The following is a 15,025-nucleotide window of genomic DNA, read 5'->3' on the forward strand; positions in this document are numbered from 1 at the left end:
GGGAGAATCCACCCCACGCTAGTACCGGGTAGAGGCTAGCTTGCTGCAGACCTTATTGCTTATCCTCCATGTCATGTAGCGGCTCCACTATGAGGTGCACACCCTCGACGCCGACGACTCTCACACGCGTGCCAGGCGGGATCTCCTCGCCCGACGCGCTTACTGCGGGCCACTCGTCGCCTGCGACACGCACCCGGCCCCGCGGCTCATCCCCCGTAACGGTCTCCACGACAACGCCAGTGAGCCCTACTAGGCCCTCATAGCTCGCTGTTACCGGCTTCTGGGGCGGCGAGAGCCGCTTATACACGGCAACCGTAGCAAGTGTCAGCGGTGCTGCGAGCCCTGCTAGCACCCAGGGGCCCCAGGGCTCCTCGACCACCCCGGGGAACACCGCGAGGAGCACACCGTAGATTATGGCGGCTGTGCCTGGGACTGCTAGGAAGAACCCGGGGATCAGTATCTCTGCGAGGTCTAGAGCCACGCCTACGAGTATGAGGATGACAGCTAGAGTGTACGCGTCCACTACCGGGCTGCACCCGTGTAGCCCTTCTAGCCTCACGCCAGGGTGCTATATCAGGGCGGGTCACTGGGGTCCCTGCTAGAGCCGACGTAGTACAGATATTACGGAACTGTACTACCACGTAGTGCTGGGGCGCCGCCTTGAGCGTAGTTGTCAGCTTCCGTATAGACAAGAAGCTCAAGGAGAAGATGGATAAGCTAAAGCACATCAACTGGAGCGAAGTAGTGCGTAGAGCTATTTACGAGACTATAGTGCGCGAGGAGGCTAGGCTCCGCAGAAGAGACCCGGAGAGGATACGGCGTGCCGCATTGAAGTCTGAGGAGCTTTCGCGCCGGGTAGAGGGGTGGAGCAGCGTAGAGGCGATCCGTAGATGGAGGGAGGCCAGGTAGTAGTAGACGCCTCCGTAGTCGTCAAGTGGTTCATTGTCGAGGAGTATAGCAGTGAGGCTAGGCTGCTACGAGACGCCTACGTAGAGGGGCTCATTGACCTTGCTGCCCCGGAGCTGCTTCCCTTTGAGGTTCTTAACGCGCTCCGATACTCGGGCGCCTTCGGTGAAGATGAGCTCAAAGAGGTTGCCAGGGTTCTGGACGACTTCCAGCTGGCACTATTTCGGCTAGAAGGCGAGCTAGCCCTTCGAGCTGTCGAGGTGGCTATGAGGAAAGGCGTCACCATATATGATGCCTCCTACGTAGCTCTCGCTGAGCTGCTCGGCGCCACCCTCTATACGGCTGACGAGAAGCTTATCCGGAAGACGAGGGATCTCGGGGTTGTAAAACACGTTTCAGAGTTCCAGGTCTAACGCAGAGGCAAGAGGGTGAGAAGGCCTAGAGGCTGCGTAGTAGTTCTATCACAGTGCGTACGCCCCAGCCAGTTGCACCGCTTGGGTAGTATGGCTTCCAGGGGCCCTTCTCCTGCACCCATGCCACGCCGGCTATGTCTAGGTGTGCCCAGGGCCGTCCGTCTACGAACTTCTCGAGGAACTTCGCGGCCGTGATAACGCCGGCCCAGCGGCCTCCCACGTTGTTGGTGTCCGCGGTCTTGCTCTCGAGTTGCTTCTCGTAGACAGGCCACGTGGGCAGCCTCCAGGCTGGTTCGCCGGCGCGCCACGCTGCCTTCTCGAGCTTGCTCGCCAGTTCCTCATTGTTTGACATGAGCGCGGCCGCGTGGTTGCCTAGGGCTACTACTGCTGCGCCAGTGAGGGTGGCGAGGTCTAGCATTATGTCTGGCTTGTAGCGCTCTGCGGCGTAGGCCAGGGCGTCGGCCATTATTAGCCTGCCCTCGGCGTCAGTGTTGCCTATCTCTACTGTGACGCCGTTGTACATCTTTATCACGTCTAGGGGCTTGTAGCTGCGGCCGCTTGGCATGTTCTCGACTGCCGGGATCAGCGCTACTAGGTCTACTGGGAGCCGGAGCCTAGCAGCAGCCGCTACTATGCCCAGGGCTGCTGCGCCGCCGCTCTTATCGTACTTCATCTCGAGCATCGCCTGCGGGGGCTTTAGGTCAAGGCCTCCCGCGTCAAAGGCAACTGCCTTGCCGACTACTGCCACCCTCTTGCCGCCACCATGGTACTCCAAGATTATGAGCCGGGGCTCCACGTCGCTGCCGCCGCCAACAGCTAGTATCCCACCCATGCCTAGGCTCTCTAGCTCCTCGCAGTGGAGAACCCTTATCCCGAGGCCGAGTCTAGAGGCTAGCTCCCTAGCTGCCTGCTCTAAGCCCTCAGGGTTCATGATGTTAGCCGGCGCGTTCGCCACATCCCTGGCCAGCCTTACGCCCTCCGCAACTGCCCTCGCTGCCTCTAATACTTCGTCGTCACCGGGCTCTAGCCGTACCTCAGCCAGGACGTGAGGCTTCTCGCCCCGACCATGGAGGCTGTAGGCATAGTTAGCCATGTCCGCCGCGACTAGGGCCTGCTCGATCGCCCAGGCCTTCCCAGCGCCCTCGCCCGCAGCTTTCTCCACAAGACTCTCCTCGACAACTATGCCCAGCCTCTTGACGCTCTTAAGGCGGCGTGCCCGCCGGACTGCCGCCGCTACCGCTACGCGAAGCCTCTCAACATGCCCAATCCACTCGTCCTCGCCGCCAGCTCCCGAGAGTATGACGCGGGGCACACCGTCTCTCCGGTAGAGGAGCACCGTCTCCTCGAGCTCGGCCCGGAAGTCGCCGAGCCCTACCACGTGATCCACAAGCGGGTCAATACTGCGGAGCCAGTCCAGCTTCTCGCGGCCAGCAATGTAGGCAACTGCATCCACGCTTTCCCGGGCATTACCCACAACTATAGAGCCGCGCATAACACGGAAGCCTCCGGAAGCCTCGGCCCTCGGGCTCCTGGGGATAATATTGGCGCGCCACCTCCTGCAGAGCCACTACAGCATAGTAGGGAGCCCAAAAACCACCACGACATAATTCCTCGATGTGCTGTGCAGGCTCCACAGGAAACGAGTACACAGTGCTACCCAGTCCAAGTCGGCACAGCATCCAAATTTCCGGGAGACGCATCTTCACAAGTATTTAGAAATCAACAAATGAAGGATAAGCCTTACAATACGTTACAGAGCCTGCAATACAGCCACCCGGCAGAGGCCTGGGCAACGCGCCAGCCTCCCGCCATCCCAATGGGGTGGCAGAGTGTCAATACCCCTCATATCCGGACTGCTTGCAGCCTTAGCCCTCGTGCTCTATGGTAGCTTGAAGCTCCTTAAGAGGTGCAGTAGGGAAGCTGATGACCTACTACGCGGTTTCGAGACGTTTGCTGGTGTTATCCTGCTACTGCTTAGCGTTATGCTTGTAGTCGCGTTACATGCGGCTGCAACTGCAAAGTAGGCTCCCCGCCGAGGCTCCAAAGAGCCGAAGGGAATAGGGTACGGCAAGCTAGAGAGTCTCTAAGTTTTGCATAGCTTATAGTAACTACTTGTTCGATGACGCTGGTCTACCCGACTATTTACATCTCTACCTGGTCTAAGAGATCCTCCAGTAGGGCTAGTTCGGGGAACTCAAGCACACCCAGCTCCTCTGCTAGTACGTAGGGCTTGATCTCGCCTAGGGGGATCTCTTCGCGTAGTATCGGGGAGAGGTAGGTATCGGGGCTCAGAGAGACCGTGGTCCCTGTCTGGTACTGGCCTACCGCCGGGAGCACCACGAGGCGAGCGTCTAGGACTGGATAGGGCGCGACTAGGAAGGCGGGGAGCTTGGCCACGTAGCCTAGCTTGTCTCGTAGCCTTAGACTTGGGTGCTCGTGGCCCATGACTACTACTTCCACCTTGCCGGGGTAGTCTCCTTGTGGCTTCTTGTGCCCATGTATCACGAGTATGCCCTCCGCGTAGAGCTCCTGGACTATCTCTACGCCGTAGTCCTTGGCTACTATTGGAAGGTAGTTGTCGTGATTCCCCCGTACTATGGTCACACGTACACCCTTCTCCTTTACGAGGTACTGGAAGACCCGAGAGAGTTCTTCGCGTTCACTCCGTAGGAGCCTAGAGAAGCTGTGCTTCACGTCACCGGCGAATATCACCCACTCAGCGCCGGTTAGCTCTAGGCCCTGGCGCAGCACCTCCAGGGTGCGTAGCAGCTGTATCCGGGGCACATAGTAGCCCTGCTGAGCCGCCTCCTCCTCGAAGCCTAGGTGCGTGTCGGCAAGCACTAGGGCGCGTAGCCTCCGGATGTAGACCGCTGGCAGATCTGCTACCGTCTCGATACCCGGCGCTAGCTCGATCAAGGCCCTGTTGAACCCGGGTTCAAGCAGAGGAGCGCCAGGGCCCTCTATAAGGCTGCGCAGTGGTGTGGGCCGCGGGGGAACCCGCCACTCATAGCCAGGGGCCTCTACGGCCCGCGTGGCTCCTCATGGCGGAGCGGGGGCGAGACCCGCGGCCCCGGTTAGTACATAACCGTGGATGGGGCCGGCCTTCTCACTAGCGGGCTTAGGTGCTATAACGTTCTTAAACCCAACCATATTGTGTCTGAGTCTGGGCACAGATGGCCTACAGGGCCAATATATCACTTCCGGCTCAGCCCCTATTCCCCCAGCTTTGAACTCTTATAGGAGGGTAGAGGCTGCTGTGATTATCCCCCCTAGCGGCGGCTCAGACGAGAAGTTCCTCCATCTGCTAGACAGAGTCGAGGATGAATCAACACGTATCGGATTGAAGCCAGTTATGAGGGAAGATGGGTCGGCTCTCTACGCGCTCAGTTACCTCTACACAGCACTGCATAGTAGCCGTGAACGGGAAATAGTAGCACTAGACCTGGGTGCTGGTATAGGCTACTCCACGCTTTGGATAGCCCGGGGCATAGAGGAGGCCTGCATTGGTCGTTGCCGGGTCGTTGCTGTAGAGCGGGAAGAGTCTAGATATCATCGGCTACGCATGGTACTAAGTGAGGCCGGGCTCCGCAGTATCGAGCTGGAAGCAGTGCACGCAGATGCATTGAAATACCTTATGGACTTGCCAGACGAAAGCATAGACATGGCCTTCGTCGATGTGGAGAAGGGGCTTTACCCTCTGGTGCTCCGCACACTCGAGGATAAGCTCCGCTACGGTGGAGTAGCTGTGTTCCACAATGCATTCTACCCAAAACCCTCCGAGATGTTCCTAAAGACGGCCCGACGCTGGCCATGGAAGACAACGATAGTACCTACACGGCTCGGGTTGTTAGTGGCAGTGAAGATGGGCGGTGGGGCTAGAGAGGCCGGGCTATGAATATCCCGTCTCGGTCACGGATGATACGAGCAAGCACGAGCTCGCCGGGCTTGAGGCCACGAGCCCCGACAAGCGTCACTAGGCGGCGCATATCCAGGGTGGCGGCCAGCAGTTCGCCACGGAGCCAGCCCGGGCCAACTACCTGGAGTTTAGCTACCTGGCCCCGGCGGAGCGGATGCCTGACGCGGGGCGCGTAGCGCATACCCCATTCCTCCATGCTCCAGGTGAGCCTCTTGCCAGTCCTCTTCTCTAGCTCGCGTATCCACTCCCAGTACTCGTCCCAGCTGGGCTCCCTCACGCCTGGCGGCCGGCGGCCGTGGCGGTGCGCTATGTACTTCTGTACAGTGACCGGGGGCCAACGCTTCCCCGCACCTATCCGGTAGGCCCACTCAATTATCTCCACGATGTCTTCATCGTTGACACCAGGGAGCCAGACCGGAGTGACATGAAGGTCTATGCTTGTCTCCCGAGCGATGTACTCTGCGAGCCTCCTTACCCGCTCCACGTCGTACCACAGTGTCCCGGCGAGCCGCCGTGCCTTCTCGGGGTTTAGGGTCTCTATGCTGAGGTTTACCCGGTCGAGCCCCGCCTCCTCCAGCCTGTCTACAAGTTCTCTAGTGAGGGTCTCGCCGTGAGTCTCAGCTGCAACACTTGCTACGACTCCAGTCTCCTTGAGGAGTCGGACTAGCGTGGGGAGCCACGGGTAAGCGAACGGATCTCCGACACCATCAATGAGGGCCTCTACAGCAACGCCCTTCTCTCGAGCAACTTCCTCGACCCACTCAGCAAGCCACCTAGGGTCAACAATGTACTCTGCTCGGCGGGCCCGACTTCCGGGCCCCGCGTCGACGCTGCAGAAGACGCAGCTCAGAGGACAGATAGTGGTGGGCCTCACCTGTAGTACGTTGGTTCCACGGTCGATGACGCCGAATTGTATAACCCCCATGAGCGGAAGCGGTTTCTCCACCATGTAGACTTGGCGGCTGCCCCACTCGGCTAGCCGGCGGAGCCCGAGCCTCTGTTCAAGCCTCAACCTTCTACACTCCCTCCGCGCCGGGGCCTACAGCCTGGTGGTGGCTCCCGGCTGCATCTAGCCAGCGCTTCTAGCAGGTGCCGGGCATCCCCGGGGAGCTTCTCGCCGCAACGTGTCCATCGCTGGTCGCTGACACCGATCACATAGACATGTACTGTGCGGAGTATATCGCTCTCGTCGCGGAGCCTCCGGGTGTAAAGCGGTGTCCAGCCCGGCACCGGGAAATCTATCGTGACCACGCGGGCACCTGGCTGCAACTCCTCCTCTAGCTTCGGCCGCAACGCTTCATTTATGCTCCTATAGAGATAGATGTAGACGAGCGTAGCATCGCGGAGACTAACCTTGAAGAAGTCACCCTCTATTATCTCGACCCGGTCAGCGACGCCATCCATCCGCGCCTTAGCCTTAGAAACCTCTACGAGTACGGGGTCAAGCTCAACGCCTATAGCTTTCTTTACGCAAAAATCCCTGGCAGCTATAACCACTGCTCTGCCGTCGCCAGAGCCTAAGTCGTAGACTGTGTCGCAAGGCCCGGCCCACGCTGCTTCAAGCGCTGTATACACTACGCTAATAGGAGTCGGTATCCATGGCGCAACCTTGCCCAAGATCCTTTCACACCAGGCTGCAAGGACCCTCAGCTAGCCCTATATACGCGAAGAGCGGGCTAGCCGTGTTCCCAAGTCTAGTCAGCTGGCGCTAGGTCTATTAGCTTGGGCGGCAGGTGTATGTAGACCTCGTCTCCTGGCTTGGGAAACGCTCCAAGCACTGCTATAAGGGGGCCTCTGGCTTGTTCTGCTAGGAGTCTTATGGTACCTATTTCTAGGTATAGTCGGACACCGTAGCGGGTAACTAGTACCTCATCTATCCGAGCAGGGTAAACGTTTATGCCTACCACGGGTTTCTTCAACACTACTATGTCGTCAGGCCTAATGGCTATTCGTACACGGGCTCCAGGCTTCAATCGCCTACCAGCAGTATCGATCCTGGCTTCTAGTCTGCCTAGACCCTCTGCCTCCAGGACTACCTGGCTGTTGTTGACGCTAAGTATTCTTGCTTCTAGGACTGTATAGCCTAGGAACTCTGCCGCACCATAGCGTAGAGGCTTACCTGCCAGCTCGTAGGGCGGTGCGTCCGCTACTAGTCGGCCATCCCTAAGTATTGTTATCCGGTCCCCGAGGCTCCAAGCGTCCGCGAAGCTGTGGGTCACCATCACTGTTGCGACGCGGAGCTGCCGGAGTATGCCTCGTAGCTCGCTGCGGAGCCGCTCCCGGCTAGGAGCATCCATGGCGCTGAACGGCTCGTCCATAAGGAGGAGCCTGGGCTCCACTACTAGGGCCCGGGCTAGGGCTACGCGCTGCCGCTGGCCGCCGCTGAGCTGGCCCGGCCTTCTATCCAGCAGCCCTGCGAGGCCGAGGAGCTCTGCTATCTCGCGGACGCGTGCCCTTATCTCCTCCTCGGGGAGCTTCCTGGCGCGGAGCCCGAAGGCTATGTTCTCGTAGACCGTCATGTGGGGGAAGAGCGCGTATTCTTGTGGCACAAGTGCTACGCCACGCCGCTCTGGCGGTACATTCACGCGTGGCGGGCCACTAGCGTAGACGGTCTCGCCCATGATCTCTATTAGGCCGCGGCGCGGCTCTACGAGGCCTGCTATTGTGTTTAGTAGTGTTGTCTTGCCCGCACCGTTCGGCCCTAGGACTACTAGGACTGAAGCCTTCTCGGCGCTCAAACTTATGCCCTGGAGCACCGTCCTACCGCCGCGCTCCACCCAGAGGTCTTCAACGCGGAGTGCTGACCCCAAGACGCGTGCCCCTCTTCCCTTGCTACTCCCTCTTCTCGAGTGCTAGTAGCGCGGCCACCGAGACCCCTGCAACCAGGATCGAGACAGTCATGAGCGCCACTGCTAGGTTTAGGTCGCCGCCGCTTATGGAGAGGTAGATTGCTATGGGCAGGGTCTCGGTCTTGAATCGGATGGCACCCGCCAGGGTTACCGAGGCGCCGAACTCTCCTAGCGCGCGTATGAAGGCGAGTAGGAAGGCCGAGAGTAGACCGCGACGCGCCATGGGCAGGGTTACGCGGAGCAGCGTCTGGAGCCTAGTGTAGCCGAGAGTCCTGGCCACTGCCTCGTACCGGGGGTCTACCGAGGCAAAGCTTGTCTTGAGGACACGCAGCGCCATAGGGTAAACTACGAAGAACTGTGCCACAACTAGGCCTCTAGGCGTGAAGACTACGCGTAGTAACTCGTCGAGGAGGCTGCCGGGCGGCGTGTTAGTGAAGAATATGAGAAGCGCAGCACCCACAGCCACAGGCGGCATTCCGAAGGGTATGAGGAGCAAAGTCTCTGCGGCCCGGCCGCCGGGGAGCAGGCCCCGGGCCATGGCGTAGGCGACTGGTATCCCTAGGGCTAAGGCAAGCCCTGCTGCTGCGAGAGCTGTGGCGAGGCTTAGGCCTATAGCGAAGAGCGTCTCATACGATGTTAGAGCGCGTGCAACGCCCTTAAGGCTGCTCCAGGCGAATATAGAGGCCAAGACTGCGGCAAACACTAGAATTAAGGCTACCGCGGGAATGTGTAGTACCAGGCCATCCTTGTCCATAACGCTTGTCCCCGGGCCGTCCATGTAAAGCTGGCATACTTACCAGTACTGCATGAGATTTAAAGTATGCGTAAACAAGAAGTACTTTACATGACCTGGGGGTTAGAGGCGTGGCTAGGCGCTTCGGGCTCCTAACAGACAAGCAGCTCACCGTAGTAGCGCTCCACGAGGGCCAGGGGCTCGGCTTCTCCGAGATCGCGCGGCGACTAGGTACTACCAGGCAGGACGCCGCCGCGACATACCGCCGCGCAGTAGCCAACGTAGAAGCTGCATGGGAGACACTGGTAGCCTACACGCTAGCTACGGGCATGATACTTGAGGCGGGAGAGGGAACCAGCCTCGACGAGCTAATAGCCAGGGTTATAGAGAAGGCTGATACCCATGATGTGAGGCTGCGCTGGGGCCGGCCCGAGCTATATATACTCCTAAGAGGGTTGCTCCGAGACTGCATGAAGGACTCCAGGCTAGTAGAGCCAGTAGTCATAGTTCTCCGGCGGGATGGTAGCATCGAGGCATATCCACGGAAGAAAATAGAGCACGTTCTCGAGGCGCTAAGCAGCCTACAGCCTACCACGGATGACAGTAGGAGCTAACTCTTGGAGGTGCTAGCGGATTCCCCGGCTAGCCTCTCGGCTATCTCCTGGATGCTGGGTATCTTGGCGCCCGGCGCCTTTTCCTGTACCTCCTCCGGGCTCGTCAAGTAATGGTAGCGGCTCCACACTTGCCGGGCATACTCGGACTCCGTGACGAACTCTATGAACTTCTTCGCTGCCTCGGGGTTCTTGCTGGTCTTCAACACTGCTATCGGTATGTAGCTCGCCTCAGGGATCTGGCCAGGCTTGAGCCAGACTATCTCTGTGCGGTCAGGGTACCAGTAATAGGTGACATGCCAGCCTATAATAGCATCCACAGCTCCCGTAGCTACAAGGGTTGCAAGCTTGGCGAAATTCTCGGCGTAGGTCACAATGTTCTCTTGTACTTCGGGCCACATACCATTGTGCTTAAACAGCTCTACTGCGTACTGGCCTATGACTACGTGCTCGGGGTCGCCTATGGCTAGGCGTACACCCGGTTTTAGAAGGTCCTCTAGCTTCTCTATGCCCGCCGGGTTGCCCTTGGGGACTATTATCTCCGGTAGAAGGTAGGCCACCTGCCGCACAGTATCTGGGTAGACGAGACCCTCTACCAGCGCCTTAGCCATGTACTGCGGCGACGCCGGGGCAAACACGTCGCCGCGGTGCGTCATCTCTATCGTCGAGTAGAGCTTGCCAGAGGATCCATAGATTGCATTCACCTTTATCCCGGTCTCGCGCTCGAACTCCGTGACAAGCTCTTGCCAGGGCTTCTTCGCCGCAGCGCATAGGTAGACTGTCAGCTCTACGCTGCTTGTCTGAGCTTTGCTCGTCTTGTGGAGGTGTAGGACTGCGAGCCCGGCTAGAGCTGCGAGGATTACTAGGCCGGCAAGGAGAAACAACCGACTCACGTAAACTCCACCAGGTTGTCCCCCGCATGGAGTCTGTTAATAAGCGTTATTAGTTTATGTAAAAAGGCTCATGTTTACTTGACTGGTGGTTTGTAGCCCCGCTCCTTCATGCACTGGAGTAGGGCCTCGCCCACGCGTTCATAGTAGCCGCCGCGGGCTAGCACGTAGCTGTAGAGCTTGCCCGCTTTCTGTCCATAGACGCTCGCTACCTTCCCGGTGAGGCCCTCGGAGGACGGATACCTGTTCTCGGCCGCAAACACCTCCATGGGGTGCCGGGGCCGTGGCTCCGGAGTCTCCGCCGGCTTGCCGACGCATAGCCCGACTATCGGTAGTACGTGCCGGGGAAGCTCCAGGATGTCGGCGATGCGGCACGGGTTGGAGTAGAGCGCTATGAAGACTATTCCATAGCCTAGCTCCTCCGCAGCTAGGGCGGCCCAGCCAGAGGCTATCCCTGCATCGAGTGCGCCTATCACGAGATGGCCTAGCCCCGGCTCCGCTGGCTCCACGCCAGCAGCACGGGCTGCTTCTAGCACCTTGTGGTAGTCGATGCTGAACACGAGGAATACCGGTGCCTCGGCTACGTGCTTCTGCCCGCCGACAGCCTCCGCGAGCCGTTCACGGAGCATGGGATCAGTGACAACAGTCACAGTTAGCGGCTGGAGGTTCCACGAGGTTGGTGCACGGCGCGCAGCCTCCAGTATCTTCTCCAGGTCCTTGGGGTCTACAGGGTCGGGGCGGAAGCTGCGGACACTAGCATGCCTCTCAACTATATCTAGACACGACTTGCACGTCATGGCTCTCAGCTCTCCAATCCTTTGCTAGGTATGGTAGATGGGCTAGCTTATGAAGAGCACGGGCCGCTAGTATAGCAAGCTACGTCAACACGGCATCATGGCCCCGGATGGTTTCTAGCCAGACAACAATCTAGCAAATCTAGCAGAGGACATAGAATAACTAACACAGATCCAGTATTCCGTCGTTTACATAATAAAGCAAGGAGCCTCCGGGCCCTAATTTGATGGATGTTACAGTCCGAAGCCTTGAAGACGCGGTTTTTACTCATTTTACGGCTATGATATCATACCCGGGAACTACCGAGAACAATGGTACGGGGTAACATAGGTGCCGAGATACACCAAGCCGGGAACAGAGAACCTCGAGGTTATGCATAACCGTGTTAGTGGTACTGGATCTGTTATACCTCACTGTGTAGCGGGAATAGATGATGGATATTTTGAGAGAGACTGGAGTCGTACACTGATGGCTCTTGCGATACATTGTTGGCACGGAGGCAGGTTATGCCCTTGCAGGCTGTTACTCGACACTGTGACTGTGGATGGGCTTGATGCTACTGATGTAGCTGAAAGGCTTGTCCGCCGGGCCTTATCCGAGAAGCTTGAAATTGAGGCTCTACTAACCGATACGGTTGTATTTGCAGGATTTAACATCCTAGACCCGATTGAGCTACATCGTCGTCTAGGGCTGCCGGTTATCGTTGTCTACTGGTATCCGCCACGCCGCAAAGCCGTGGAGAAGGCATTGCAACTACATTTTTCTGACTGGAAGAAGAGGCTGGGTGTAATCGAAGAGGTATGGAATAGGCTTAAACATGTTAGGTGTCGGCGGGGAAGCTTACTCGTAGCAGTCTATGGTGCTGATTACGCTTACGCATGGAGTCTTGTATGTAGTCTCCAGCTTTTTACAAGGCATCCAGAGCCTCTGTTTACAGCTCACCGTACAGCTTCTATGTTGTCACGCGTTCTCGGCCCTTTTAAGGATAATTAGTGTACCGTAAATTTTCCCCTAGCACTTCATACATTGCTATGTTGTAGACGCAATAAGTAATATTATCAAAACTCTGTATCTTCTATAGTTATGAAAGCTAGATCAATCTGAATAGCGTGTGTTTTGTGGTGAATATTTTGACTAAAAAGATACTTGTGCTTGGTGGTGGAACAGGCGGCTATATGGCCGCCCGTAAGCTCGCCGAGACTGCGAGGAAGCAAAAACTAGACATAGAAGTTACAATGCTCACTGATAGCCCATGGCATGAGTTTCAACCACTCTTTGCCGATGTAGCTTTCAACACAGCTACTCCTGAAGAGACACGCGCCCCCGTAGAGAACATAGGCCGAAAGTTCGGCCCCCGCGTCGTAGTAGAGAAGGCCGTGAGGATAGATGCCGCAAACCGTGTAGTCGAAACAGAGAAAGGCAACAAGTATAGCTATGACTACCTTGTCGTAAGCCTTGGAGTAAAATACGGGTGGAAAGCTTATCCTGGTCTAGCAGAGAATGGCGTACATAACTATACGCTAGAAGGCGCAGTAGAGATGGCAAAGGAGCTAGCCCGTTTCCGTGGTGGACGTATAGTGATACTAGTTCCGGAGACTCCCCACCGTTGCGGTATGTATCCCTATGAGGCTGCTACACAGCTCGCCGAGACAATGAAGAACCGTGGAATAAATGCCGAGATAGTACTTATGACTAAGGATGCAAAACCCCTAGCCCCTCTAGGTCCCGATATCTCGAGGGTCTGGAAGGAGAAAATGGACGAACTCGGCATAGAGATGATACAGCATAATGGTTTGCAGGAGGTAGATGGACAGAGGCAGCTAGTGAGAGCTGGCAATGTTGAAGAGAAGTACGACCTGTTGATTAAGATACCGCCTAGCCGGCTCCCAGATGTGCTTGCAGACAGCGAAGGCTTCCAGCTCAAGGGTGACCCGCGCTGGGCTCCTGCCCGGGGTAAAGACTTCCGACATCCGAGTTATGACGATGTGTTCATGGTTGGTGAACATTCAATGCCAGCAGTGGGTCTACCGACAGCAGGTATACCGGTACACTTTGCTGCAGAGTACGCTGCAGAGCAGATAATCAGCGAGGTTACTGGCGGCTACCCGGTAGCAGGCTACGTGAAGACCATGACGTGTGTAGGGTACTTTGGAACTTCAGGGTTCGCCGGCACTTGCGAAATAGGCTACGATGAGTCTACTGGCCGCAGAAAGTTTGTCTGCTACACAGTATCGACATCGCCTATCATAAGGCTTATGAAAGAAGCATTCTACAAATCCTGGATAGCCGCACTCAAGTAGGTTTAAGACACAACGCAGGCACATATGGGGTGAAGTCCGTGTCCCAGGCAGAAACACGTGAAGAAACTATACAGTTCGATGAAGAGGGCATGAAGGCTCTTGAAACACTAGTAGAAGTCGCGGTATACCTCAAAGAAAGCGGCATACTCGATTTGCTAAGAGTAGTAGCTGAGCGTAGCGGCGAACTACTAACAATAATAGCTAATGACCCCGCTTTACACCGTGTCAGCGCGCTAGCCGACGGTGCTACTCGTGGAATAACCAGACTCAAGCCGGAGGAGGTAATCTCCGTCAAGCAGAATATCGAAAAGCTAACTGAATGTACACTAAGATCTATGGCAGCAGTTAACCCTGCGGACGTTAAGCCTGTGGGCCTCTTCGGCATGCTGGGGGCACTGCGTGACCGTGATGTACAACGCGGTCTTGGCCTACTACTAGCCATAGCTAAGAATCTTGGCGCCTGTACGGCTAGGACGAAGTAGTCTAACGGGCCTAACCCGTATTTTATAATCCCCGGTAGCCCGAGCTTCTCTTCATCCACACTTGGTGTAGCCTCCGAAATGCACGTCCTCCGTAGAGTATCCGGGCGAGTTTACATCCTCCAGGGAAGCCCCAATACACTTATAGTAGCTGATGACGGTCAAGCCGTCGTAGTGGACCCCGGTACCGGAGAGAACCGTGGTACCCAGGTCCTCGAGGCTCTAAGGGAGTTAGACCTCAGGCTAGAAGCCGTGGTGCTCACCCATGGCCACAGTGACCACGTAGCAGCCGCAGCCGGGCTAGACGCCCCGGTCTACGCTTCACGGCTCTGCAGCGGCCTAGTAGAGTCCAGCGTACTCCGCCGCCTAGCCGTGTACGGTGGCCTAGTCTCCGAGGAGCTGGCAGCAATGCCGCTAGCCGAGGTGAGAGTGGACAAGCAGGTTGAGCTGGGCAGCAAGCTGCCCGGAGGCCTCGTAAGCATATCTCTACCCGGCCATACGCCCGGCCACATGGGCGTGGTCGACGAGGAGTCACGGGTAGTTGCGGCCGGCGATGCAGTGCTCGGGGAGCGCGTACTAGCCAGGTTCGGTGTACCCTTCGCCGCCGACCTTGAGGGGTGGACGAGGAGCCTTGAGAAGTTAAGGGAGCTAGCCGAGGAGGGCTACACCATAGTCCCGGGCCACGGGCCGGTAGCGCGTGGACGCCGCGCAGTCGCCATAGTGGATGCTAACATCGCCACAGTTGAGCGTGTCCGGAGCTTTGTGCTCAAGAAGCTACGCGAGAAACCCATGACACTGGACAGGCTAGCATACCTGGCTACCGTCTCGCTAGGCTCTGCCGAGCCCACGCCGAGGCAGCTCCTCCTAAACCGGACTGCACTGGCCTCGGTACTTGCATGGCTGGAGCGTGAAGGCCTCGTAGAGCCGGTGGTCGGCGAGGAGGGTGTGGTCTGGCGGGCGAGGACGAACGCGTAGAGGAGGAGAGTGGAGGGCCGGCCGGGGCCCGATAGTGGACACCTGCGCCGGCCAGGCATGTAGCGGGCCGGCCGGGATTCGAACCCGGGACCAACGGGTTAAAAGCCCGCCGCTCTGCCCGGCTGAGCTACCGGCCCTCCATGATGACTCTAGCTAGA

Annotated in this window: 18 protein-coding genes and 1 tRNA gene; 9 read left to right on the forward strand and 10 right to left on the reverse strand. The window is 57.6% G+C overall.

Annotation, left to right across the window (positions count from 1 at the left end; translation table 11 throughout):
• Nucleotides 1-52: 52 nt before the first annotated feature.
• Nucleotides 53-523, reverse strand: a complete 471-nt coding sequence (locus Pyrde_RS09340) for an NfeD family protein (RefSeq protein ID WP_055410192.1) — start codon at nucleotides 521-523, stop codon at nucleotides 53-55.
• A gap of 137 nt (nucleotides 524-660) precedes the next feature.
• Here Pyrde_RS09340 and Pyrde_RS09345 point away from each other — a divergent pair, with 137 nt between their 5' ends.
• Together Pyrde_RS09345 and Pyrde_RS09350 are read left to right on the forward strand one after the other, a co-directional pair.
• Nucleotides 661-909: a hypothetical protein gene (locus Pyrde_RS09345; RefSeq protein WP_088171853.1), complete on the forward strand. Its 249-nt coding sequence runs from the start codon at nucleotides 661-663 to the stop codon at nucleotides 907-909.
• The gene (locus Pyrde_RS09350) at nucleotides 891-1,319 is read left to right on the forward strand and encodes a type II toxin-antitoxin system VapC family toxin (protein ID WP_055410194.1); all 429 of its coding nucleotides are present in this window, start codon (nucleotides 891-893) and stop codon (nucleotides 1,317-1,319) included. Before Pyrde_RS09345 ends, Pyrde_RS09350 begins: the two co-directional genes overlap by 19 nt.
• 25 nt (nucleotides 1,320-1,344) lie before the next feature.
• On the opposite strand, the gene Pyrde_RS09355 is transcribed toward Pyrde_RS09350, so the two are convergent.
• On the reverse strand, nucleotides 1,345-2,811 hold the full coding sequence (locus tag Pyrde_RS09355) for a leucyl aminopeptidase family protein (protein ID WP_055410196.1): 1,467 nt from the start codon (nucleotides 2,809-2,811) through the stop codon (nucleotides 1,345-1,347).
• A gap of 337 nt (nucleotides 2,812-3,148) precedes the next feature.
• Between Pyrde_RS09355 and Pyrde_RS09360 the strand changes: the two genes are divergently transcribed.
• Nucleotides 3,149-3,343 carry a hypothetical protein gene (locus Pyrde_RS09360; RefSeq protein ID WP_055410198.1) on the forward strand — a complete coding sequence of 65 codons (195 nt, stop codon included), beginning with the start codon at nucleotides 3,149-3,151 and terminating at the stop codon, nucleotides 3,341-3,343.
• A gap of 118 nt (nucleotides 3,344-3,461) precedes the next feature.
• On the opposite strand, the gene Pyrde_RS09365 is transcribed toward Pyrde_RS09360, so the two are convergent.
• Complete coding sequence (locus tag Pyrde_RS09365) at nucleotides 3,462-4,235, reverse strand: metallophosphoesterase (protein ID WP_231656737.1); 774 nt, start codon at nucleotides 4,233-4,235, stop codon at nucleotides 3,462-3,464.
• Between the two features lie 340 nt (nucleotides 4,236-4,575).
• Here Pyrde_RS09365 and Pyrde_RS09370 point away from each other — a divergent pair, with 340 nt between their 5' ends.
• On the forward strand, nucleotides 4,576-5,214 hold the full coding sequence (locus Pyrde_RS09370; RefSeq protein WP_180385456.1) for an O-methyltransferase: 639 nt from the start codon (nucleotides 4,576-4,578) through the stop codon (nucleotides 5,212-5,214).
• Here Pyrde_RS09370 and Pyrde_RS09375 read toward each other — a convergent pair.
• The 4 genes from Pyrde_RS09375 to Pyrde_RS09390 form a co-directional block, all read right to left on the reverse strand.
• Nucleotides 5,195-6,247 (reverse strand): radical SAM protein, encoded by a 1,053-nt coding sequence (locus Pyrde_RS09375; protein WP_231656738.1) that lies wholly within the window; start codon nucleotides 6,245-6,247, stop codon nucleotides 5,195-5,197. The two genes, Pyrde_RS09370 and Pyrde_RS09375, sit on opposite strands and share 20 nt — an antisense overlap.
• The gene (locus tag Pyrde_RS09380; protein ID WP_082419604.1) at nucleotides 6,244-6,852 is read right to left on the reverse strand and encodes a class I SAM-dependent methyltransferase; all 609 of its coding nucleotides are present in this window, start codon (nucleotides 6,850-6,852) and stop codon (nucleotides 6,244-6,246) included. Before Pyrde_RS09380 ends, Pyrde_RS09375 begins: the two co-directional genes overlap by 4 nt.
• Nucleotides 6,853-6,929: 77 nt before the next feature.
• Entirely contained in the window at nucleotides 6,930-8,045 is a 1,116-nt protein-coding gene (locus Pyrde_RS09385; RefSeq protein ID WP_055410204.1) for an ABC transporter ATP-binding protein, read from the reverse strand.
• A gap of 22 nt (nucleotides 8,046-8,067) precedes the next feature.
• Nucleotides 8,068-8,838, reverse strand: a complete 771-nt coding sequence (locus Pyrde_RS09390; protein ID WP_180385455.1) for an ABC transporter permease — start codon at nucleotides 8,836-8,838, stop codon at nucleotides 8,068-8,070.
• Nucleotides 8,839-8,948: 110 nt separating this feature from the next.
• Between Pyrde_RS09390 and Pyrde_RS09395 the strand changes: the two genes are divergently transcribed.
• Nucleotides 8,949-9,431, forward strand: coding sequence for a hypothetical protein (locus Pyrde_RS09395; protein ID WP_055410208.1), 483 nt, complete (start codon nucleotides 8,949-8,951; stop codon nucleotides 9,429-9,431).
• On the opposite strand, the gene modA is transcribed toward Pyrde_RS09395, so the two are convergent.
• Complete coding sequence (modA, locus tag Pyrde_RS09400) at nucleotides 9,428-10,321, reverse strand: molybdate ABC transporter substrate-binding protein (protein WP_082419605.1); 894 nt, start codon at nucleotides 10,319-10,321, stop codon at nucleotides 9,428-9,430. The genes Pyrde_RS09395 and modA overlap by 4 nt on opposite strands.
• A gap of 74 nt (nucleotides 10,322-10,395) precedes the next feature.
• Nucleotides 10,396-11,115, reverse strand: a complete 720-nt coding sequence (locus Pyrde_RS09405; RefSeq protein WP_055410211.1) for a nitroreductase family protein — start codon at nucleotides 11,113-11,115, stop codon at nucleotides 10,396-10,398.
• 328 nt (nucleotides 11,116-11,443) lie between these two features.
• Here Pyrde_RS09405 and Pyrde_RS09410 point away from each other — a divergent pair, with 328 nt between their 5' ends.
• From Pyrde_RS09410 to Pyrde_RS09425, 4 genes are all read left to right on the forward strand, one after another.
• Nucleotides 11,444-12,106, forward strand: a complete 663-nt coding sequence (locus Pyrde_RS09410) for an endonuclease dU (protein WP_082419606.1) — start codon at nucleotides 11,444-11,446, stop codon at nucleotides 12,104-12,106.
• A gap of 137 nt (nucleotides 12,107-12,243) precedes the next feature.
• Nucleotides 12,244-13,413, forward strand: coding sequence for an NAD(P)/FAD-dependent oxidoreductase (locus Pyrde_RS09415; RefSeq protein ID WP_143522109.1), 1,170 nt, complete (start codon nucleotides 12,244-12,246; stop codon nucleotides 13,411-13,413).
• Between the two features lie 38 nt (nucleotides 13,414-13,451).
• The gene (locus Pyrde_RS09420) at nucleotides 13,452-13,895 is read left to right on the forward strand and encodes a helical membrane plugin domain-containing protein (protein WP_055410217.1); all 444 of its coding nucleotides are present in this window, start codon (nucleotides 13,452-13,454) and stop codon (nucleotides 13,893-13,895) included.
• Between the two features lie 78 nt (nucleotides 13,896-13,973).
• A complete protein-coding gene (locus Pyrde_RS09425) occupies nucleotides 13,974-14,867 on the forward strand; it encodes an MBL fold metallo-hydrolase (RefSeq protein WP_055410219.1) in 894 nt (297 codons plus the stop codon).
• Between the two features lie 63 nt (nucleotides 14,868-14,930).
• Here Pyrde_RS09425 and Pyrde_RS09430 read toward each other — a convergent pair.
• Nucleotides 14,931-15,004 (reverse strand) — tRNA-Lys (locus Pyrde_RS09430).
• Nucleotides 15,005-15,025 lie beyond the last annotated feature (21 nt).

It is taken from the genome of Pyrodictium delaneyi, assembly GCF_001412615.1.
Taxonomy (GTDB): domain Archaea; phylum Thermoproteota; class Thermoprotei_A; order Sulfolobales; family Pyrodictiaceae; genus Pyrodictium; species Pyrodictium delaneyi.

What these genes read in the sequence shown, in the direction of transcription:
- Pyrde_RS09350 (WP_055410194.1), top strand. Translation starts at nt 891, where the DNA reads ATGGAGGGAGGCCAGGTAGTAGTAGACGCCTCCGTAGTCGTCAAGTGG.
- Pyrde_RS09355 (WP_055410196.1), bottom strand. Translation starts at nt 2,811, where the DNA reads ATGCGCGGCTCTATAGTTGTGGGTAATGCCCGGGAAAGCGTGGATGCA.
- Pyrde_RS09390 (WP_180385455.1), bottom strand. Translation starts at nt 8,838, where the DNA reads ATGGACAAGGATGGCCTGGTACTACACATTCCCGCGGTAGCCTTAATT.
- Pyrde_RS09405 (WP_055410211.1), bottom strand. Translation starts at nt 11,115, where the DNA reads ATGACGTGCAAGTCGTGTCTAGATATAGTTGAGAGGCATGCTAGTGTC.
- Pyrde_RS09425 (WP_055410219.1), top strand. Translation starts at nt 13,974, where the DNA reads ATGCACGTCCTCCGTAGAGTATCCGGGCGAGTTTACATCCTCCAGGGA.